Here is a 16111-nt window from a genome sequence, read left to right on the forward strand (position 1 = left end):
TGGTCCCCGATCAACCACTCCGGGCACCTCTCCCTGTTCCCGGCCTCCGGTTTCCCGTGCCGTTCACATGCACAACAGTGGCAGGAGCCGCTGACAGGGGGCTGATGCGCCGCTGACGAGGAGACGCCTCGTCAGCGCCTGCAACGGCGTGCGCCCTCCAGCAGTACGAGCGAGCGGTGAGCCTCCTGCTCGCGGCCGGGTTCGACCGCGCCGAGGCCATCCCCTTGAGCATCGCTCCGGAGAACCTGGTGCCGGGCTCGGCCCTCGATCCAGCCGCACCGGAGACGATGCGGGAACTGACGGACCGGGCCCGAAATCATGAGTACGCACACTCATGACGGCGGCCCGGCCGACGGCCAGGATCGGTGCATGACAATGATCAGGACGACGGGAACGGGGGCCAGGCTCGCGATGGCTCCCGTGGTGGTGCTGGCCGTACTCGCCGCCGGGTGCGGGACGCAGAAGGCCGGAGGCGACGCCGATGCGGGTGGGCCCCCGAGGACCGCCGTGGCCACGCCGAGCAGGATCGCCGACTACGCGTGCCCCGGCGAGAGCCCCACTCCCACCCCCACGCCGTCGCAGTCCACGGCCACCCCGAGCCCCACCGCGCCGCCGACCGACCACTACGCCGAGAACCACGGCTTCATGGTGCCTTTCCCCCTGCACGGCAAGGCCCGCTGTCAGGGCCTCGCGGCCATCGGACGCGTGCAGGAGGCGCTCGCACCGTTGCGCAGGCGCGGGGAGTTCCAGCCCGAGAGCGTCCGCAAGGTGCTCGCGGGCCTCGGGTACGCCGGCGGCCAGGTGCAGACGTACCAGAACGGCTCGAAGGGCGTCGGCTTCCTCATCGAGGTCGACGACTACCCGGTGTGCGTGGAAGGCGAGATGAGCGAGGCCGCGACCAAGGCGGACGCCTTCGGCGGCTACCCCGACCACACGGGCTGCGACCAGCCTTCGGGAGGCCACTGAGCGCGCCGCTCGGCGGCGAGCACGGCCGGTTTCCCAGTACCGCAAGTAACATGATCACCTTGCTCCGGTTGTACCAGCCAGTCAACTCGGCGCCGTCCTGCGACGCGCCCGGCCCGGAGATATCCATGTCTTCTCACAACGATGCGGTCAACGACGCGTTCGACAACGCGCGCTTCACCTACGAGCAGCACGTGCAGACGTGCCGTCAGTGCCATGCCGACGCCGCGCCCTGCGCCGTGGCCAAGCATCTCCTGCGGATCTACAACAACGCCCGCAGGGACCTGCTCCGTGCCACCGGACACCAGGCCCCGACGGCCGCTCCGTGAGGGTTCGCCGACGCCGGTGACCCCCGGCGTCGGCCAGAGCGGCAGTGGTGGTCAGAACGGCGGATCCTCGAAGAGTTCCCGCAGCGACCGGGCGCTCTGCGTGGCCAGGGGGGAGACGCCGGGCGCGGTCGGAAACAGGCGGCCCCAGGCGCGGGCACGTCCCAGGGCGCTCAGGCGCCACGCGAGGCTCACCGCGCGCCGCAGTTCCGCCGTCGTGCGGCCGGCTCCGGTCCACGGCTCCAGGTAGGCGTCGCGCAGCCGCGGCAGTACGTCCGGCCCGTACCGGTCGCAGGCCCTTCGGGCCGTGACCTGCAGGCTGCAGAACGGGTGGGAGACGGCGGCGTCGCCCCAGTCGAAGAAGGTGTAGCGGCCCGGCTCCGGGTTGAACAGCTGGCCGTCGTGCAGATCCGTGTGGTCGAGGGAGTCGGCTATGCCGAGGGCCGCGAGTTCGGTGCACCAGTCCACGAGCCGGGGCCGCAGCGCGCCGAGCCGTGCGCGCTCGTCCGGCCGTACTGCCGCGTTCTCCGCGAGCAGCTCGTCGAACACCTCCGGCAGTTCCGGCGTCCGGGCGCTCGGGACACCCAGCCGTTCGATCGCCCGTGCGTGCGGGACCAGGGCGTGCTGCATGCTCGCGTACTGACGGAGCAGACCCTCCCACGCGCCGGGAGCCACGGCCTCCCGCTCGAGCACGGTCCGGAAGAGTGCGCCTCCGTCCGGCAGCAGCGACCAGCCACGATCGGCGTCGACCGCGAGCGGCTCCAGCACGTGCTCCGGCACCCACCCGGCCAACGCGGCAGTCAGCGCGCCCTCGAAACGGCTGGCCGGCGGATTGGCCTTGAACCAGACGGCCTCCTGCCCTGCCACGGACACCCGCACCAGGACGGACCACGGCCGCAGCCGTACCTCCAGCCGCCCGGTGGTCCGCAGCCCGTGGGCGGCGAGTCCGTCGGCGACCCAGTCGAGGGCCTCGCTGCGCCAGGACTCCTGTTCCCAGGGAGTCACCGCGTCCGGATACCGGCCCCGGTCCACGGTCGGTGACAGTGAGGCATGATCGCGCATCGCGTCATTGCACCATCCCGAACCGCGGCCGGCCAGCGGTTTTCCGGAGGCCCAACTCGGCCCAGGGGCCGCCTGTAAGCTCACGAACACCTGTCCGAGTAGGCGCAGCGACGTCCTCCGGACAGACACAGCCGAATACAGAGGGGGAACCGTGCCTGAAAGGCACCAGCGGCCCGCGCGCCTGGGGAGCGCAGCGGCCGCCATCGCCACCACGCTCGCTGTCACGGCCGGCCTGGCACTCGCATCGCTCGCTCCCGCGTACGCCGTCACCACGGGAGTTGTGATTCCCGCGCCCGATGCCGATACCGACCGCCGGATCACGGTGGTCACGAGCGGCCGCCTCGGTGTGCTGTACCAGCAGGAAGGCACCGACGGCTACATCTGGAGCGGCAGCCGGAAGGTGGTACCGGCGCTCGACGACGTACCGGCGCAGTCCATCTTCTTCACGTACGACGACAGTGACAGGATCTACTACTCCACCCCGGCCGCCGACGGCGGCACCACCCTCACCGAACTCAACCTGGACAACGGCGCCTCGCGTTCCACGGCGCTGCCGAGCGGCTACCGGCACCCGCAGGTGAGCAGCGGCTGGGTGCTGGGCTCGCGCGAACACGCCGACGGCACCTACGAGTACCGGGTCGCCAGGTTCGACGGCACCGACGTCCAGGTGCAACTGCCGCAGGGCGCCTCCGCGGAGGCCGACCCGGAGATCCTCGCGCGCGACGGCTCGGAGTTCGTCGTCCGCTACCGGATGGACGGCCGAGCCGCCTACGGCATCGTCAACGGCATCTACGGCACCGTCACGCCTCTGCAGGTGACCGGCCCGGCGAGCAGCTTCCGGCTCACCGACGCCTGGGTGTCGTGGTACACCCGGGAGGACGGGGCCGGGATCCGGATCCGGGCGCGCGGCAGCGCCGGCGGCAGCCCCGGCGTCAGGGCCGTGCCGACCTCGTCCCCGGACAGCGACGTCACCTCGTTCGTCATCGGCAACAACCTGCTGTGGTACGAGGGTTCGGGTGGGGCGCTGCACAACATGTCGCTCGGCGCGGACGCGGCCCCGGTCCTCGCCGACGTCGAACAGGCCTGGCAGACCGGCGAGTCGGTGGCCGTGATCGGCCGGGCCACCGTCGACAGCCCGCGCACCCTCTACTTCGTCGCCGGGGACGGCAACGGCGGCGTCTCCGTCACACCCTGGCAGACGATCTCTCCCGTCCACCACGACGGCGAGGTCGGCGCGCTCGGCCTCGACCGCGGCACCGTGCGCTTCCTCAACTCCCTGCAGGGCACACGCACACTCCACAGCCAGGACGTCGGCACCGCCCTGACCCCGGCCGGCGGGACTCCGCTGACCCCGGCCGCCACCTCGGGCAGCACCGGCGCGGGCCGCTTCGCCGACGGCGGTGACGAAGGCCTCGCCCAGCTCGGCACCGACCCGGCCACCGGCAAGGACGTCCTGACCACGGCCGACCATCCGAACGGCGCCATCGCGCTGCCGGGCGCCGACGGCCGCATCCTCGACGTGTCCCCGCAGTACGTGCTGTACGCGGCAGACGGCGGGAAAGGCACGCAGTACGTCGTGGACATCACCGCCGGCAAGGTCGTCCGCGAACAGCGGGCCCAGGCGGCCGTGCTCGACTACGGCACCCTGTGGACGCCGTCCGCCACCGCGGGCCAGGTGGTCGCCACCAGCCTCCGCACGGGCAGGACCGTCCGGACCGTCGACACCGGCGGCGGCTGCACCCCGGACGACCTGCGCACCAACGGCACGCTCCTGTACTGGAGTTGCACCGCTCTGAAGAAGGCCGGGATCAAGAACCTCGCCTACATGGACAAGACGTACTACGCCCCGGTCGGGGACGTGCTCCTCGGCGACGGCTTCTACGGCTACTACGACCCGGCCAGGAAGTCGATCCGGCTGACGGAGGTCCTCAACGACGTCACCGACTCCCTCGGGGAGATCACCGGCGTGGCGTCCACGACGGCGGCCGACACCCGCGGGGTCACGTGGACCCTCGACCGCCGCTCCAACAAGGTGGCCTACGTGGACGCGGACAGTGCCGTCCATGTCGTCGGCGCCTACAGCTACACCTGGCTGGCGTCCAGGCTGACCGTGCCCGACTCCACCACTCCCGCGTCGTTCGCGTCCGCCGGCGGTGCGGCGCGGTGGAACGGCCGCTGGTGGCTGTCCAAGCCGGCCGCCTCCTGGCAGCTGACCCTCAAGAGCGACACCACCGGAGCGGTCCAGCGCACCTGGCAGGGCGCTCCCGCCCGCAGCGCCGTGCACGTGTCGTGGGACGGCAAGGGCAAGAACGGGGCGCTGGTGCCCAACGGCGGCTACACCTGGACGCTCACCGCCGTCCCGGCCGACGGCAACGGCGCCACGCTGTCCGTCTCGGGCACCGTGCACGTGACCGGCGCCGCGGCCGTGCGGCGCGACTACGCGGGCTCCGACGGCGTCGGCGACCTGCTCACCCTCAACTCCTCCGGAGCGCTGACCATCCAGCAGGGCGACGGCCGGGGCGGATTCTCCGGAAAGGTGTCCGGATCGGGCTGGGCGACCTCCGCCAAGGCCGTGCCCTTCGGCGACCTGAACGGCGACCGCTGCAACGACGTCCTGGTGCGGTCCGCCAACGGCACGCTGCGCGCCTACCGGCCCGCTTGTGGCAAGGCCGTGACACCGTCCACCGCCTCCACCACGCTGGGCACGGGCTTCGACCAGTACGACGTCCTCACCTCACCGGGCGACGTCACCGGAGACGGGCGCGCGGACCTCGTCGCACGCGACACCAGGTCCGGCGCGGTGTACCTGTACAAGGCCACCAGCTCCGGAAAGCTGTCGGCGCGGGTGAAGCTGTACGCCGACTGGTCCGGCTACAAGAAGGTCATCGGCGCCGGTGACCTGAACGGCGACGGCCACGGCGATCTGCTCGTCCAGGACAAGTCCAACGACCTGTGGCGCTACAACGGCACCGCGTCCGGCACCTTCAAGGCCCGGGTGAAGGTGTTCGACAACTGGGGCGCCTCCTACAACGCCGTCGTGGGCGTCGGCGACCTCACCGGGGACGGCAAGGCGGACCTCGTCGCCCGCGACACCTCCGGCACGCTGTGGCGCACCAACGGCGACGGCAAGGGTTCCTTCGGTTCTCGCACGAAGATCGGCTCGGGCTGGGGCGGTTACAAGGGCCTGTTCTAGCCCGCTCCGGGACACGACGGGTCCGGCGCCTCTGGGCGCCGGACCCGGCCTCGTGGACCGTCCGGTCAGGGCTGCTCGGTGAGGCGGAAGCTCTGCGCGGGGGAGTCGTCGCAGGTTCGCTGCGTGAGCTGCACGCTGTCGGCGGCCGTGGACGAGGCGCTGAGGCACTTTCCGCTGTGCCGGGCCACGAGGCGATAGCCGCCGTCGGTCTGCTGGACCGCGCGCCACTGCTGGTTCTGGCCGCCGGAGTAGGACCACAGCTGGAGCGGGGCGCCCTCGGCGGTGGAGCGGTCGGTGACGTCGACGACCTGCTGGGGGTTGCCGCGTCCGGTGATGCGCAGGTACCCGCTGTCGGTGGACCGGAACTGGTACTGCTGGGCGGCGGTGCCGTTGCAGGCGTACTGCTGGACCACCGTGCCGTTGGCAGTGCCCGCGCCCCGGGCGTCCACGCAGGTGCTGTTGCCGGCGTTGCGCAGCGTGTACCAGGCCGTCTCCGAGACCGGGCCCGAGGGCGGCTGGGTGTCCGTCGCCCCGCCCAGCCACTTGAGGCCGTCGAGGACGAACCGGTTCTGTGTCTCGCTGGCGAAGGTCGAGGACAGCGGCGTGTTGGTGGAGTAGTCCATCGCGTTGTGGCCGAAGTTCGCGTACAGCATCCTGTACCTGGTGTTTGTCCACAGGATCGGGTAATAGCCGCTGTACCAGGTCTGGTTGGGGTCGGTACCGAGCGGGAAGCTGCTGGGGTCTATGGAGGCCAGGATCCTGATGTCGGGGTTCTGGCGCAGGTCGTTGGACCAGCTGTACCACTCGCTGACCGACGAGGTGAACGTGGCCGGCAGGTTCTTCGCCGCGGGATGGGTACGGTCCTCCACGCGCAGCACGGCCGTGGTCGGCCCCCAGGTGTTGGACTTGAAGTTTCCTGACCCCAGGAACTGGTTGTGGTACCAGGACCAGCTTGTGGCGTTCGTCGTGAACGCCGAGACGTGGAAGCCCATCCAGGCGCCGCCCGAGCGCATGTACTGCTCGAAGCCGGTGCGCTGGGCCGCCGTCTGCGGCAGGTCGTCGAGGAAGAGGACCACCTGGTAGGCGTTCACTCCGCCGTTCGCGAGCAGGTCCCAGTTGTTGCTGGCGGTGTAGGTGAACCCGTTGGCCGCGGCCTGCCGCGGGAACCACTCGTTCGCTTCTTTGACGAAGCTGATGTGCGCCGCGTCCCAGGTGCCGTTGTACAGGGCCAGCACCCTGAAGGGGGCCGCCGCGGCGCGCGCCGGTACGGCGGCCGTGCCCAGGAGCACGGCCAGTAGCAGGAACAGCCGCAGGCACAGGGAGGGGACCGAGAATGACGAAGCTCTGACACGGTGCATGTGTCGCTCCTGTGGGGTGTGGGGGTGCAGGACGGAACACCGATGCCCGGAGCAACGTAAAGGTCTGAACCAAGAGCGTCAAGAGGTGAAGTGTCCATGGAACCGGACCCGTTGGAGCATCCACTCCTTGAACCGTGCGACCGCCGCGGATTCCGCCATTCGGATGTAATCCGGGCTGGAGACGCGGACCCTGCGGACCCGGGATGCCAAGGTCGTCTCGTTGGTGATCAATGCCGAACGGAGACATATCTCGTGAGCGTGACGTCAGGCTGGATGCTGCGGGCGGGGCTGGGTCTGGTGAGCGTGGTGGCGCTCGTGCTGACCGGAACGCCTTCGGCCGAGGCGGGGGCAGCCGGCTGCAACGGCCGGACCTGCATCAGCGTCGAAGGGTCGGGGCTCCGTGTCGAGCAGATCTCGGCCTCGACCGCCTGGAACGGCGACTTCACCGGGCACTTCCACATCTGGGGCGGCGGCATCGACCAGAACAGCGCCACGGGGTTCTGGGGCTACCACCAGAAGTTCACCGTGCCGGTGGGCCGTGACCTGCCGAACCGGTCGGTGATCTGCGCCGAGGGCTGGGAGCACGTCGACGGCCGCCTGGAGTCACGGGGGCGGGCCTGCGAGGAGGTCCACTTCTAGGGAACTCCTCGCACGCGACGTTCGGTTCAGCGCACGGGGAAGCCGAAGGAGTAGCCCTGCTGCTTCAGCCAGGGCAGCAGCGTGCGCAGAGCGGCCACGGTCTGGGAGCGGTCGCCGCCGGCGTCGTGGAAGAGCAGGGTCGGGCCGTTGTGCAGCTCGCTCTTGACGGTGGCGATGATCGCGGCCGTGCCGGGCCGCTCGAAGTCCTTGGAGTCGACGTTCCAGCCCAGCGGCCGCATCCCGTGCGAGGCCGCGAGGTGCCGGCTGTACGGGGTGAACGCGCCGCCCGGAGCCCGGTAGTACATCGGCCGTACGCCCCCGGACGCCTTCGTGATCTGGCGTTCGGCGTCCAGGATCTGCTGCGACTGGTAGGCCTCGGACTTCTTGTCCATCGTGGTGTCGTGCGACACCGTGTGGTCGCACAGCCGGTGACCGGCCGCCACCACCCGCTTGACCATGTCCGGGTGGGCCTGCGCCTGGGTGCCGACCATGCAGAACGTCGCCTTCACGCCGTTGTCCCGCAGCACCTGAAGCACCTGCGGCGTCCAGAGGGGGTCCGGGCCGTCGTCGATGGTGATGTTGACCGCGCGGTCGCCGCCGTCGGAGGCATGGACGATGGTGGCGGCCACGGGCGTCGCCTTCGGGGCGGCAGGGCGCGCCGCCGCCTGGTGCCCGCCGGACTGGCCGGCCTGCGCGGTCCACACCGAGGTGGCGGCAGCCACCGCCGTCACTCCGACCGCTGCCGCGACCACCCGGCCGTACCATCCCCGCCCGCCATGCCGTGCCATGTCCGCCCCGCTCCTCGACCTGTTGGTGGTCCCCGTGCACCTGTCAGGACGGGCCGCGGCGGCCGGGGGATCCGTCTGTTACCGATCACGGACAATTCTGCGGTGCTTCTGCGACAGGGAACGAGAGCCGCGCCCTGAACCCCTTGCTCCCCTGGGCCGGAATTCACCTCTCGTCCCCTCTGCTGCCCTGTTGATGCGCCACCGCATCACGACTTCGATGACCCCTGCCCGGCGGCGGCCCGCCGCCGGAACACGGCAGATTCCTGTGGGGGGTTGGACACCTGCGCCTTTCGAGAACGCGCTCGAAGGAGTCGACGGCATCACCGCGAGCACGAAGAAGCGGCTTATCCGGTGCGGCGGCGCTTCTGGGCGCCGCCGCACTCGTCGTGTCTGCCGTCCCCGCCGACGCGGCGGCCGCGGGTACGGCACCACCGGACCCGGGCGAGCTGATCGCGCGACAGGGAACGGCCGCACCCGCCCTGGTGGACGGCATCCGCGAACCGGCCCCGGCCGCGACGAGCCCCGCCGGCGCCGCGCATGCGTACCTCGCCACGAAGAAGGACCGCTACCGCATCGCAGACCCGGACCGCGACCTGAAACCCGCCGGGACCGACACCTCCGGCGGCAGGGAGACCGTCCGGCTGCGGCAGACGTACCACGGAGTTCCCGTCCTGGGCGGTGAGTACGTCGTTCGCATGGACAAGAAGGACGGCAGACGGATCGTCACCGGCACCTCCGGCAAGTACTTCACCGGACTGCGGACCGGCACCACCGCCGAGGTCGACGACGCGCTCGCCGTCGAGCGCGCCGTGGACGCCGTACGCAACGACCTCGGCGCCCGGGGGCCGAGCGCGGGCGAGGAGGACGCTTCCTCGCTCACCGGCACCTCCCACGGCCTGGTCGTGCTGCCCACCGGCACCGGCGTGCTCACCCGGCACGTCACCGTGCGGGGCCAGGACCCGGCACACGGCGAACCGGTGCTGCGCGAGGTGTACATCGACGCGCAGGCCGGCTACCCGGTCCTCCGGTACAGCAGCGTCCAGACCTTCGGCACGGCGCTGAACATCTCCGACCTGACCGTCTCCGGGCAGGCGGTGACGATGGTCGCCCGCACGCCGCTCGCCGAGCTGAACAACGCGTCGCTCTCCAAGCTCTGGCAGTTCGCGCCGGAGCACAAAGGTGACGGCCCGCGCAGGAGCCGGGTCTCCTGCAACCGGGGCGAACAGCTCGCGGCCGCCGCGGCCGCCGGCACCCAGGTGATCTGGCTCGACGCGACCACCGGCGTCAGCGACGTGGTCACCCGCACCCGCCCGGCCGGCACCTGCGGCTGAGGCACTCCGACAGCCCGCTCCCACCATGTTCATGTACATGAACTATGCACACGTGGGTGTACATGGCGGAGCGGGCTGTGCAAGGCTCCATCAACTTCCCTGCTTCGCTGTCGACTTGGAGGATGCGGGCCGATGGAGCTCTCCCGACGTACCGTGCTGACCACGGCGGCCTCGGCCGCCGCGCTGTACGCGGCGCCGATGACGACGGCCCAGGCGGCCGAGCAGACCCCCGCGGCCGTCGTCCGCACGCTCCGCGCAGCCGCCGACTACGCGATCGGGAAACTCCGCACCGTCGCCCCGGGAGTGACGGCCTTCCCGGTCGGCACGAAGGCCGAGAAGTGGGTGTACTCGCAGAACGGCGACTGGGTCGGCGGGTTCTGGCCCGGCACGCTCTGGATGGCCTGGCTGCACAGCGGCGACGACACCTTCTGCACCCTGGCGCTCGAATCCGCGAAGAAGCTGGCTCCCCGCCAGAACGACACCGGCACCCACGACCTGGGCTTCCTCTTCTACCCCTCCTGGGTCACCGCCTGGCGCCTGACGGGCGACGACACCTGGCGGGCCGGTGCCGTGCGGGCGGCCGACTCGCTGAGCCGGCGCTACAACCCCCACGGCCGCTTCATCCGGGCCTGGGGCGCGCTGAACGATCCGAACAACGCGGGCCGCGTCATCATGGACACGATGATGAACCTCGACCTGCTGGCCTTCGCGACCGAACAGACCGGCGACGGGAAGTACCTCGACATCGCCACGGAACACGCGAAGACCGCCCAGCGGGTGTTCCCGCGCCCCGACGGCTCGACGCCCCACGTGTACGACTTCGACCCTGCCACCGGCGCCCCGATCGGCCCCAACACCGTGCAGGGCTACAGCCCCACGTCGTGCTGGGCACGCGGACAGGCCTGGGGCGTCTACGGGTTCACCACGATCCACCGTCGCACCGGCGACGAGGGGTTCCTGACGACCGCACGCAGGCTCGCCGACTACGCGCTCGGCGCGCTGACTCCCGATCACGTCCCCGTGTGGGACTACCGGGCGCCCCAGCAGCCGTACGACGTGAAGGACGCCTCCGCCGGCGCGATCATGGCCTGCGGCCTGCTGGACCTGTCCGCGGCGACCGGCCGCCCCGAGTACCGGCAAGCCGCGCTACGACTGCTGACCGCACTGGCGACGACCTGCCTGACCGGGAACTCGGCACGCGCCGACGCCGTCGTCGCCCGCTGCACGCGCAACCGCCCGGCCGAGGACGGCATCGAGATCTCCCTCCCGTACGCCGACTACTACCTCCTCGAAGGCATCCTGCGCGTGCTCCGGCCGCAGGACGTGGACCGCGCGATCGACCTGTCCGGCGCAATGACAAGGACCAGGCGGTAACCCCGAGGGCAAGCCCGCTGCGGTGCTGCACGGCGGTCCGGGCTCCGGGTGCAGCCCCTACCCCCGGTGCCTGTTCGACCCGGCCGCCTACCGGATCGTCCTGCTCGACCAGCGCGGCAGCAGCCGCTCCACACCGCACGCGAGCCGCTACGACACCGACATGAGCGGCAACACGACCGCACACCTGATGGCCGACCTGGAGCTGCTGCGGGAGCACCTCGGTATCGAACGCCGGCTGGTGTGGGGCGTGTCGTGGGGATCGGTACTCGCCCTGCGGTATGCGCAGACCCATCCGGGAGCGGTAACCGAACTCCTCCTGACGGGAGTCGCGACCGGTTCCGACGCCGAGGTGGAGCTGCTCACCAGAGGACTGGGCCGGATCTTCCCGGAGGCCTTCGAGCGGTTCCTGGCCGAACTGCCGCCCGCCGAGCGGGACGGGAACCTCCCCGCGGCCTGCAACCGGCTCCTGGAGTCCCCCGATCCCGCGGTGCGGGAGCGGGCGGCGCGGGCCTGGACCGACTGGGAGACGGCCGCCATCCCCGCACCCCCGCGCTCGGTCGCCCGCTACGAGGACCCCGCCTTCCGCATGGGCTTCGCCCGTACCGTCACCCACTACTGGGGAAACGGCCACTTTCTGGGCGACGGCAACGACGAGGGCGTGGTCCTGCGCGACGCCCACCTCCTCGCCGGCATCCCCGGCACCCTAGTCCAGGGGACCCTCGACTTCGGCAACCTCCTCGGCATCGTCTGGCGCCTCCACCAGGCCTGGCCGGGGTCAGAGTTGGCCACCGTGCACGACGCCGGGCACGACGCGGGGGCGCCCGGGGTGGCGGAGGCACTGGCTGCGGCGACGGACAAGTACCGCAAGTGAACGGGCCCCAGCAACGCAGGGTGCTCAGTCCGCCGTCTTGGTGACCCCCTTGCAGGCGTCGGTGGTGTCGGCCGTGCCCGGGACCGCGGCGGCCTTCACCGCGTTGAAGTTGGCGACATAGGCGTCGTGGTACGCCGAGTTGTCCACCTTGAGCAGTGCCTCGTCGTTCTCCCGGAGCGAGGGGCCGGAGTAGTTGTGGCTGCCGGTCCACAGCACCTTGTTGACCGCTCCGTCGTACATGCCGTCGATCAGCAGGTACTTGGAGTGGATGACCGAGTTGGTGGTGCCGGGGTCGCTGTCCTCGTCCCAGTTGTAGCAGCGCACGGCGGGACCGCCGGCAGCGTGCAGCGCCTCCCAGGTGCCCGGCGTACCGGTGCTCGCGGCGCTGTCCGTCTCGGCGTACACGACGTCGACGGAGCAGCCGGCCTTCTGAAGAGCCGTCAGTTTGTCGGCGACCCCCTGCCGGGTGAGCTTGAGCACGGCGACCCGGACCTTGGTCTGCTTGCTGACGCCGCCCGAAGTGTACTGGCAGGTCACGTTGTCGAGGACGTTCCAGATGCTGTCCTGGGTGTTGCCCGAACCCGGGTAGGGGAAGAAGTACACCTTGAACGGGCTCGACGTGGTCGTGCTGTAGGACCAGTTCTGCCAGTCCATCGCCTTCAGCTTGCCGAAGTAGTTCGCGTACGCCGTGTACATCGGCACGTTGAACGGCAGCACGAACGCGTTGTTCCACATGCGGCTGTACGTCGAGGGGGACATGTTCGAGGAGCTCTGCACCACGAGGTCGGAGGCGCCGTCGACCTGGGAGAACAGCCAGGACTTGTTGTGGTTCAAACCGTTGCTGGACAGGACGTCGGGGTCCCCCAGGCAGGACTGCTTCGCCGGGTAGGTGCCGACGAAGGACGCCTGCGACCGGTCGGTGCCCAGGGCGTTCGTGAGGATGCCGTACGAGGTGTCCGTGGCCGAGGTCGAGCTCGTGTTGTCCAGCATCACCTGGACGTCGACCCCGCGGGCCGTGTGCGCGTCGGCGAGGGCCTGGGCGACCTCCTCGTCCCACAGGTGGTACATCGCCACCTTGATGTCCGACCCCGGCGCGGCCGTGTTGACGTAAGTCAGCAGCTGGTTGCGGATCGCCTGCTGCTCGGCCACGGTGCCGGTCGGCTTGTTGAAGACCGGGCCCTCGGCCACGGCGGCGGCGGCCTCGGATGCGCGGATGCGACATCCCTGCTGGGCCGCACGGCCCGGCGCATGCCGGACTGTCCCCGGCGAGCGGTGGCCCTCCTGGTCCCTCCGGCCGGGATCCTCAGCGGGATGTCGCACCTCCTGCCCGCCCAGGACGGAGTGTCCGACCTGGGCGGGACGCCGGACGCGACGGATCACACGTCGTGCACGTCCGGCAGACCGACCTCCTGCAGGTCCGGGCGAGCTGGCCGGCCAGCTTCCTCGGCGACAAGGAGATCATCTACCGTTTCGCCGAACTCCCACGCCGCCCCGGCGGTGTCCGGATTCTCGAGGGCAAGGTGCGTCACGCGCGCGGGATGTCGCCGTCTGCCGTGCGGTGCAGGGTCAGTGACATCCGGTCAAACCATGGCCGACGCGCCGATGCGCCCTTCCTTCATCGGACACGGCGGGTGATGCTCTGCTCACCGGCGGAGATCATTAGCTTCAGGACCGACCCACGGAGGAAAGACGATGCCTCTCGGAACGATCGCCGTGTACAACAAGGTGGACGGTGTGGGCGTCATCGCCGACGAGGACGGGGAACGACGCCCGTTCTCCGGCATGGAGACACAGACCACCCGCGAGGGCCAGCGGGTCCTCTTCGATGTCATCGGCGAGAAGGCCACGAACGTGATCGCCGTTCGGTGATCCGCCCAGCACAGCAGCGCCCCGCGGCCACCGCCCTGGGCAGAGCGGCGGTGGGAGTGCCTTCCCGGGTGGATAAGGACTGACTGTCCATCAGGGAGACGCTCTCGGTCCGACAGCGAGCCGTGACGACAGCGCACTGCCTGCTCCCGCTGCTCGAGCAGTTCGACTTCGCCCACGAGCGTCTGCTGGGCCGTCCGGCCGATCCGCTGATGGACGCGGAGTACCGGTGGGAACCGGCGCCGGGCTGCTGGTCGGTGCGGCGGCGCGAGGACGGGCCGGGGGAGCGCGCCGCCATCCTGGCGGGCAGCGGCCCGTGAGGAAGGGACACCGCCCCCACCCGAACGCCTGGCCGCTCACGACCCTCGCCCGGCGACCCGCAGGAACCGTTCCTCGACATCGTCTGGTGGGTCAACCAGGAACTCCTGCACCACGGAGCCGAGATCGCACTGCTGCGCGACCTCTACCGGGCCCTTCAGCGGCCGTAGCGGCGCTCCCGGGCGGCGTACGAGCGCAGGGCCCGCAGCAGGTCGATCTGGCGGAACGCGGGCCACAGGACGTCGACGAAGTGCACCTCGGCGTAGGCGGACTGCCACAACAGGAACCCGGACAGCCGCTGTTCGCCGGAGGTACGGATGATGAAGTCCGTGTCGTGTCCGCCCGGCGAGTACAGGTTGTCGGTGATGTGCTCCAGATCGAACTCCGCAGCCAGCTCCGTCGGGTCGCCGCCGGCGCCGATGTGCTTGTCGAAGGCGGCCCTGACGGCGTCCACGATCTCCCGGCGGCCGCCGTAGCCGACGGCGACGTCGACCTTGAGTCCGCCGCGGCCGTCCGTCAGGGCGGCGGCCTCCTTGAGGACGCGGGCGGTGTTCCCGGGCAGCAGGTCGAGGGCGCCGATGATCTCGATCTCCCACGGCTCCTCCGGAGCGCAGATGCGCCGGACGGTCTCCTCGATTATGTCGAGCAGGGGGCCGAGTTCGTCAGCCGGCCGGTGGAGGTTGTCGTCGGACAGCATCCACAGCGTGACGTGCTTGATGCCGGCCTCACTGCACCAGTGCAGGAAGTCCGTGACCTTGGCACCGCCGACGCGATAGCCCTCGCGGACGTCCTGATGTCCCGCCCCCCGGGCCCAGCGCCGGTTCCCGTCCAGCATGATCGCCACGTGCCGCGGCCGGGGCAGGCCCTCCAGCTTGCGGTTCAGGCGCCGTACGTAGATCGCTTCCAACGCCGAACGCAAGGCCTTCATTGCCACGCCGATATCCCTTCTCCTACCCGCTGTTTGAGGGCGCAAGGATAGTGCCATGCGCTGCGCACGAGCCACGCGGGAGTGAAGCACCCGGTGAACGCCGGGCCGCTACGCTGCGGACGTGACCGGTCGACCGATGAGCCGCCGAGGCCTGCTGCTGCGGGCCGCGGTCCTCGGCGCCCCGGCACTGGCCCTCACCGGCTGTTCGGATGACGACGGACCAGGACGGCGGCTCCGGCTGGCCACCGGAGCGCCCGGCGGGCCGTACAACGCCTTCGGCGAGGCGCTGGCCACTGAGGCCGCACAAGCCGTACCCCGGCTGCACATCACCGCGCTCAGCACCTCGGCGAGCGTGGACAACCTGCGCAGACTGGGGAGCGGTTCGGTGGATCTGGGCCTGGCCATGGCGGACGCCGCCGAGGACGCCGTCCGGGGGCGGGCGCCGTTCGCCCACCCGGCCGCCGTGACAGCCCTCGCCCGCGTCTACGTCAACTACACACACCTGGTCGTACCGGCGCACGGGCCCGTACGGGCCGTACCGGATCTCGCGGGACGGTGGGTCGCCACGGGCGCGACCGGCTCCGGCGGGCAGGTGCTGGCGGGGCGGCTGCTGCGGGTGGCGGGGCTGACCGGGAAGCGGTCGGTACGGCAGCGGCAGCTGGGGCTCGCCGACTCGCTGGAGGCCCTGCGCACGGGATCGGTGGACGCACTGATCTGGGCCGGGGGAGTGCCGACCCCCGCCCTGTCGGCGCTGGCCCGCCGCATGCCGTTGCGCTTCCTGCCGTTGGAGGAACAGGCCGCCGCCCTGCGCGCCACGTACGGCCCCGTCTACACGGCGGTCACCCTCCCGGCCGGCGTGTACGGGCTCACCGAGCCGGTCGGCACGATCGGCGTGGGCAACTATCTGCTGGCCCGCTCCCGAGTACCGCAGCAGGCGGTACGCGACGTGCTGCGGGTGGTGTTCGACCGGTGGCGCGTGCTGCTCAGGGAGGTCACGGCGGGCGCCCGCCTGGAACCCAGGTTCGCCGTCGCCACGGGTGACGTACCCCTGCACCCGGGCGCCGTGGCCTACTACCGGTCGGTCTACGGCTGAC

15 protein-coding genes and 2 pseudogenes are annotated in these 16111 nt (G+C 70.8%); 11 read left to right on the forward strand and 6 right to left on the reverse strand.

What is annotated here, in order from left to right; all coding sequences use genetic code 11:
* Positions 1 to 176 precede the first annotated feature (176 nt).
* The 3 genes from ABZ471_RS33980 to ABZ471_RS33990 all read left to right on the forward strand — a co-directional run bounded on the left by ABZ471_RS33980 (position 177) and on the right by ABZ471_RS33990 (position 1292).
* Positions 177 to 338, forward strand: coding sequence for a hypothetical protein (locus ABZ471_RS33980; RefSeq protein ID WP_359071926.1), 162 nt, complete (start codon positions 177 to 179; stop codon positions 336 to 338).
* A 31-nt stretch (positions 339 to 369) separates the two neighbouring features.
* Positions 370 to 966, forward strand: a complete 597-nt coding sequence (locus tag ABZ471_RS33985) for a hypothetical protein (RefSeq protein WP_359071928.1) — start codon at positions 370 to 372, stop codon at positions 964 to 966.
* 125 nt (positions 967 to 1091) lie between these two features.
* Complete coding sequence (locus tag ABZ471_RS33990) at positions 1092 to 1292, forward strand: hypothetical protein (RefSeq protein WP_359071929.1); 201 nt, start codon at positions 1092 to 1094, stop codon at positions 1290 to 1292.
* A gap of 51 nt (positions 1293 to 1343) precedes the next feature.
* Here ABZ471_RS33990 and ABZ471_RS33995 read toward each other — a convergent pair whose 3' ends face one another.
* Positions 1344 to 2351, reverse strand: a complete 1008-nt coding sequence (locus ABZ471_RS33995) for a phosphotransferase (RefSeq protein ID WP_359071931.1) — start codon at positions 2349 to 2351, stop codon at positions 1344 to 1346.
* Positions 2352 to 2502: 151 nt separating this feature from the next.
* On the opposite strand from ABZ471_RS33995, the gene ABZ471_RS34000 reads away from it, so the two are divergent.
* Entirely contained in the window at positions 2503 to 5544 is a 3042-nt protein-coding gene (locus ABZ471_RS34000; protein ID WP_359071933.1) for an FG-GAP-like repeat-containing protein, read from the forward strand.
* Between the two features lie 65 nt (positions 5545 to 5609).
* Here the strand turns inward: ABZ471_RS34000 and ABZ471_RS34005 are convergent, their stop codons facing one another.
* The gene (locus ABZ471_RS34005; protein WP_359071934.1) at positions 5610 to 6902 is read right to left on the reverse strand and encodes a ThuA domain-containing protein; all 1293 of its coding nucleotides are present in this window, start codon (positions 6900 to 6902) and stop codon (positions 5610 to 5612) included.
* Between the two features lie 252 nt (positions 6903 to 7154).
* On the opposite strand from ABZ471_RS34005, the gene ABZ471_RS34010 reads away from it, so the two are divergent.
* Positions 7155 to 7541, forward strand: coding sequence for a hypothetical protein (locus ABZ471_RS34010; protein ID WP_359071936.1), 387 nt, complete (start codon positions 7155 to 7157; stop codon positions 7539 to 7541).
* Between the two features lie 26 nt (positions 7542 to 7567).
* Here ABZ471_RS34010 and ABZ471_RS34015 read toward each other — a convergent pair whose 3' ends face one another.
* Entirely contained in the window at positions 7568 to 8329 is a 762-nt protein-coding gene (locus tag ABZ471_RS34015) for a polysaccharide deacetylase family protein (RefSeq protein ID WP_359071937.1), read from the reverse strand.
* A gap of 386 nt (positions 8330 to 8715) precedes the next feature.
* On the opposite strand from ABZ471_RS34015, the gene ABZ471_RS34020 reads away from it, so the two are divergent.
* The 3 genes and pseudogenes from ABZ471_RS34020 to ABZ471_RS34030 all read left to right on the forward strand — a co-directional run.
* The gene (locus ABZ471_RS34020) at positions 8716 to 9660 is read left to right on the forward strand and encodes a hypothetical protein (RefSeq protein WP_359071938.1); all 945 of its coding nucleotides are present in this window, start codon (positions 8716 to 8718) and stop codon (positions 9658 to 9660) included.
* A gap of 132 nt (positions 9661 to 9792) precedes the next feature.
* On the forward strand, positions 9793 to 11034 hold the full coding sequence (locus ABZ471_RS34025; RefSeq protein ID WP_359071940.1) for a glucuronyl hydrolase: 1242 nt from the start codon (positions 9793 to 9795) through the stop codon (positions 11032 to 11034).
* Positions 11030 to 11905, forward strand: a pseudogene (locus ABZ471_RS34030) (alpha/beta fold hydrolase); the annotation flags it as partial. The gene ABZ471_RS34025 and the pseudogene ABZ471_RS34030, both read left to right, overlap by 5 nt.
* 24 nt (positions 11906 to 11929) lie before the next feature.
* On the opposite strand, the gene ABZ471_RS34035 reads toward ABZ471_RS34030, so the two are convergent.
* Positions 11930 to 13225 carry a phospholipase D-like domain-containing protein gene (locus ABZ471_RS34035; protein ID WP_359071942.1) on the reverse strand — a complete coding sequence of 432 codons (1296 nt, stop codon included), beginning with the start codon at positions 13223 to 13225 and terminating at the stop codon, positions 11930 to 11932.
* 56 nt (positions 13226 to 13281) lie between these two features.
* The gene (locus ABZ471_RS34040; RefSeq protein WP_359071944.1) at positions 13282 to 13434 is read right to left on the reverse strand and encodes a hypothetical protein; all 153 of its coding nucleotides are present in this window, start codon (positions 13432 to 13434) and stop codon (positions 13282 to 13284) included.
* A 163-nt stretch (positions 13435 to 13597) separates the two neighbouring features.
* Between ABZ471_RS34040 and ABZ471_RS34045 the strand changes: the two genes are divergently transcribed.
* Both ABZ471_RS34045 and ABZ471_RS34050 read left to right on the forward strand, forming a co-directional pair.
* Complete coding sequence (locus tag ABZ471_RS34045; protein ID WP_359071945.1) at positions 13598 to 13774, forward strand: hypothetical protein; 177 nt, start codon at positions 13598 to 13600, stop codon at positions 13772 to 13774.
* A 209-nt stretch (positions 13775 to 13983) separates the two neighbouring features.
* Positions 13984 to 14259 (forward strand): annotated as a pseudogene (locus ABZ471_RS34050) (hypothetical protein).
* On the opposite strand, the gene ABZ471_RS34055 reads toward ABZ471_RS34050, so the two are convergent.
* Complete coding sequence (locus tag ABZ471_RS34055) at positions 14247 to 15017, reverse strand: isoprenyl transferase (RefSeq protein WP_359071991.1); 771 nt, start codon at positions 15015 to 15017, stop codon at positions 14247 to 14249. The pseudogene ABZ471_RS34050 and the gene ABZ471_RS34055 overlap by 13 nt on opposite strands.
* Before the next feature lie 121 nt (positions 15018 to 15138).
* On the opposite strand from ABZ471_RS34055, the gene ABZ471_RS34060 reads away from it, so the two are divergent.
* On the forward strand, positions 15139 to 16110 hold the full coding sequence (locus tag ABZ471_RS34060; protein ID WP_359071946.1) for a TAXI family TRAP transporter solute-binding subunit: 972 nt from the start codon (positions 15139 to 15141) through the stop codon (positions 16108 to 16110).
* Position 16111: the final 1 nt, after the last annotated feature.

Origin of the sequence: Streptomyces sp. NPDC005728, assembly GCF_040630895.1 — a bacterium.
In the GTDB taxonomy this organism is placed as follows: domain Bacteria; phylum Actinomycetota; class Actinomycetes; order Streptomycetales; family Streptomycetaceae; genus Streptomyces.